Raw genomic sequence first — 3,654 nt, forward strand, 5'->3', positions numbered from 1 at the left:
CGCTGCGGTAAGGCAGCAAACCAAGGCGTACCGAGATTCAGGTCAGGCCGAGTCGAGAATGGCGGGTTCCGAGAACCGGAGCGGAGCGTACTTAAAGTACGTGAGCACCGGAAGCGCAGGAAACCGGCATTCGCAGGCCGGCCTCACCTGAATATCGGTACGCCTTAGCCAAGATCGATTTGGAGTATCTCCGGCCGCACACCGAAACGGACCGGCGCAATGCTGAAGCCGAGACCGCCCGAGACGATCAGGTTGCGGTCGTTCTCGACGACATGGCCATAGGCATAGCGGTTGCCATAGGCGGAAGGCACGACCGGCGAATAGCCGAACAGCCGCACCTGTCCGCCATGGGTGTGACCGGACAGCGTCAGCGAAACCCGCCAGGGCACCTTTGGAAAGATGTCCGGCTCATGCGCGAGCAGGATGATGGGATCCCTGTCGCCGACCTTGGCCAACGTGCCGGGAAGATCGTCGAGGCCGGTGAGCCCCCTGCGGCCCTTGGCCCTGTCCGGCAGCAGCGCAATCTGGTCGGCCAGCCCGGCAATCCAAAAGCCTTTGCCGTCCTTTTCCAGCCGCACGACGTCGTTCTCCAGCACCGGAATGCCGACAGCCTCGAGCGCCTTGCGGGAAATTGTCGGCCCTGCCCCAGCCGCCTGTGCCGAGCGATCCTCCCACCAGTCGTGATTGCCGAGGATCGAGAACACGCCGAGCGGCGCCTTCAGCCCGGAGAGCGCCGGCGCCCATTCGGATGCGTTCACCCAGCCGGTCACCATGCGGGTTCCCGCAGGATAATCGCCAAGCATGACGATGACATCCGGCTGCAGCGCATTGGCCTGCTCTGCAAGCGCCGCGATCCGCTCCGGCGTCATCCAGGGCCGGCAGGCGTGGATGTCGGCCAGCGCCACGACGCGCAGCTTGAGTCCGGCCGGCCAGTGCGGCGGCGTCAGCGCGTAGCGCTTCACACGCGTCAGCAGCATCGGCTCGATGCCGACCGCATAGGCGCCGAGCGACACCATGGCGAAGGCCGAGCCGCCGACAAGGCGCAGGAAACCGCGTCTGGTGATCATGGAACGGCCCAAGCCCCTTGGGTTTCTACCAGGAAGCTGCCTTAAAGGCGGTAATTGCGCCCTGAGCTGGGCCAAGGCGCGCAGATTCTGCGCAGATCGGCCCCTTGCTTGGCCGAGCGGCGAACAAATCTGCGTTACTCTTCCTGGAACAGGCTGATCTGCTGCTGCGCGATATCCTTTGGCGGGTCGAGCCCCAGATGCCGCCAGGCATTGGCGGTCAGCACGCGCCCGCGCGGCGTGCGCTGGATGAAACCCTGCTGGATGAGATAGGGCTCGATGATGTCCTCGATAGCGTCGCGCGGCTCCGAAAGCCCGGCCGCGATCGTCTCGATGCCGACCGGCCCGCCGCCGAAATTGCGCGCGATCATCGACAGATAGCGGCGGTCGAGCGCGTCGAGGCCGAGCGCATCGACCTCCAGCCTGGTCAGCGCCTCGTCGGCGATCTTGCGGTCGACATGCGCGGCACCGGCGACGCTGGCGAAGTCGCGCACGCGGCGCAAGAGCCGGCCGGCGATGCGCGGCGTGCCGCGCGCGCGGCGCGCGATCTCGACCGCCCCGTCGTCGCCGAGTGGCATCGAGAGGATCCGGGCGCCGCGGCGCACGATCTGCTCCAGCTCCTCGACCGTGTAGAAATTGAGCCGCACCGGAATGCCGAACCGGTCGCGCAGCGGATTGGTCAAGAGCCCGAGCCGGGTTGTCGCCGCGACCAAGGTGAAACGGGCAAGGTCGATCTTGACCGAGCGCGCCGCCGGCCCCTCGCCGATGATCAGGTCGAGCTGAAAATCCTCCATCGCCGGATAGAGGATCTCCTCGACCGCCGGGTTGAGGCGGTGGATCTCGTCGATGAAGAGCACATCGCGCTCCTCCAGATTGGTGAGCAGCGCGGCAAGGTCGCCGGCCTTGGCGATGACCGGGCCGGAGGTCGAGCGGAAGTTGACGCCGAGCTCGCGCGCCATGATCTGCGCCAGCGTCGTCTTGCCGAGCCCCGGCGGGCCGACGAAAAGCACATGGTCGAGCGCCTCGCCGCGGCTCTTGGCAGCATCGACGAAGACCTTGAGATTGGCGCGCACCGCAGCCTGGCCGACGAACTCGTCGAGCGACTGCGGCCGCAGCGTCTGCTCGGCATCCTCGCCGCGCTTGTCGGGTGCAATGAGGCGGGGCGAAAGGCTCATGCCGCCTTCCTTGCATAGGACCGCTGGCGGGACAAGCGTCGCCTCATCGCGCCAGTTCCTTGAGCCCGAAACGGATCAACTTCGAGGCATCCGCTCCGTCGCCGGCCGACTTCAGCGCCGCCGCGACCGCGTTTGCCGCTATGTCGCGCGAATAGCCGAGATTGACGAGCGCCGAGACCGCATCCGTGATCGGCGCGGCCGCGACGCCTTCGCCGAGTTCCTGCTTGAGGCCGATCGTGCCGGTCGCCGCGCCAGCATAGGCCGGCGCCTTGGTGCGCAATTCGGTGACGATGCGCTCGGCCACCTTCTTGCCCACGCCGGGCGCGCGGGAAACCATGGCGATGTCGCGCAGCGCGATGGCGTTGGCGAGGTCGGCCGGCGCCAGCGTCGACAGCACCGCCAACGCCACCTTGGCGCCGACGCCCTGCACATTGTTCATCAAAAGCCGGAACCACTCGCGCTCCAGCCCCGTCTGGAAGCCGTAGAGCCGGATCATGTCCTCGCGCACATAGGTCTCGATGAAAAGCACCACCGCCTCGCCGGGCGACGGCAGTGATGCCAGCGTGCGCGCCGAGCAATGGGCGACATAGCCGACGCCATGCACGTCGATGACGCAGCTATCTTCGTCGATCTCGTCCAGCATGCCTTTCAGCTTGCCGATCATGATTTTCCCCTCACCCCGAAACCGCCATCCGATAGGCGACACTCGGACGATGATGCGCATGGCAGATGGCGATGGCCAGGGCGTCGGCAGCATCATCCGTGTCGAAGACCGCCTTCGGCATCAGCACCTTGACCATCATATGGATCTGCTTCTTCTCGCCATGGCCGACGCCGATCACCGCCTTCTTGACCGCATTGGGCGCGTATTCGGCGACGACCAGCCCGGCGCGCGCCGGCACCAGCATGGCGATGCCGCGCGCCTGGCCGAGCTTCAGGGTCGCCGTCGCGTCCTTGTTGACGAAGGTCTGTTCGACCGCGGCCTCATGCGGCATGGCCTGATGCAGCACCTCGGCCAGCCCGTCATGCAATTGGCAGAGCCGCGTCGCGAGCGGCGCCTTGTCATCCGAGCGCACGGTGCCGGACGCGACGAAGCGCAGCGAATTGCCGAGGCTATCGATGATGCCCCATCCAGTGCGCCTCAGGCCCGGATCGATGCCGATGATGCGAATCGCTTCCCCCATGCGCCAAGTTTAACCTCGGCGGCAAGCGATGCCAGCGAAATGTGAACAAACCGGAAACGGTCGCGATCCCAAGATCGCGCCTGACCGGTGTCGCAGGCCGTAGGGGATTTGGCCGGTCGGCTCTGTTGGCGTTGGCAGGCGGAATTGCGTTGGAGATTGGCCGAAACGCCCTTTGCGATCGTCATTCCAGGGCGGAGCAGGAGCGAAGCTCCGTCGCGAAGACCCTGGAAT

The 3,654-nt window shown here is 66.1% G+C and carries 4 protein-coding genes; all 4 read right to left on the minus strand.

Going from position 1 to position 3,654, the window contains the following annotated elements:
• Positions 1-164: 164 nt before the first annotated feature.
• On the minus strand, positions 165-1,067 hold the full coding sequence (locus EOA27_RS27215) for a metallophosphoesterase (protein ID WP_126080749.1): 903 nt from the start codon (positions 1,065-1,067) through the stop codon (positions 165-167).
• Positions 1,068-1,201: 134 nt separating this feature from the next.
• Positions 1,202-2,239 carry a Holliday junction branch migration DNA helicase RuvB gene (gene ruvB / locus EOA27_RS27220; protein ID WP_042645731.1) on the minus strand — a complete coding sequence of 346 codons (1,038 nt, stop codon included), beginning with the start codon at positions 2,237-2,239 and terminating at the stop codon, positions 1,202-1,204.
• Positions 2,240-2,282: 43 nt separating this feature from the next.
• Positions 2,283-2,903, minus strand: coding sequence for a Holliday junction branch migration protein RuvA (gene ruvA, locus EOA27_RS27225; protein ID WP_126080748.1), 621 nt, complete (start codon positions 2,901-2,903; stop codon positions 2,283-2,285).
• A 10-nt stretch (positions 2,904-2,913) separates the two neighbouring features.
• Entirely contained in the window at positions 2,914-3,423 is a 510-nt protein-coding gene (gene ruvC, locus EOA27_RS27230; protein WP_126080747.1) for a crossover junction endodeoxyribonuclease RuvC, read from the minus strand.
• Positions 3,424-3,654: the final 231 nt, after the last annotated feature.

This window comes from Mesorhizobium sp. M2A.F.Ca.ET.037.01.1.1 (genome assembly GCF_003998075.1).
Lineage (GTDB): Bacteria > Pseudomonadota > Alphaproteobacteria > Rhizobiales > Rhizobiaceae > Mesorhizobium.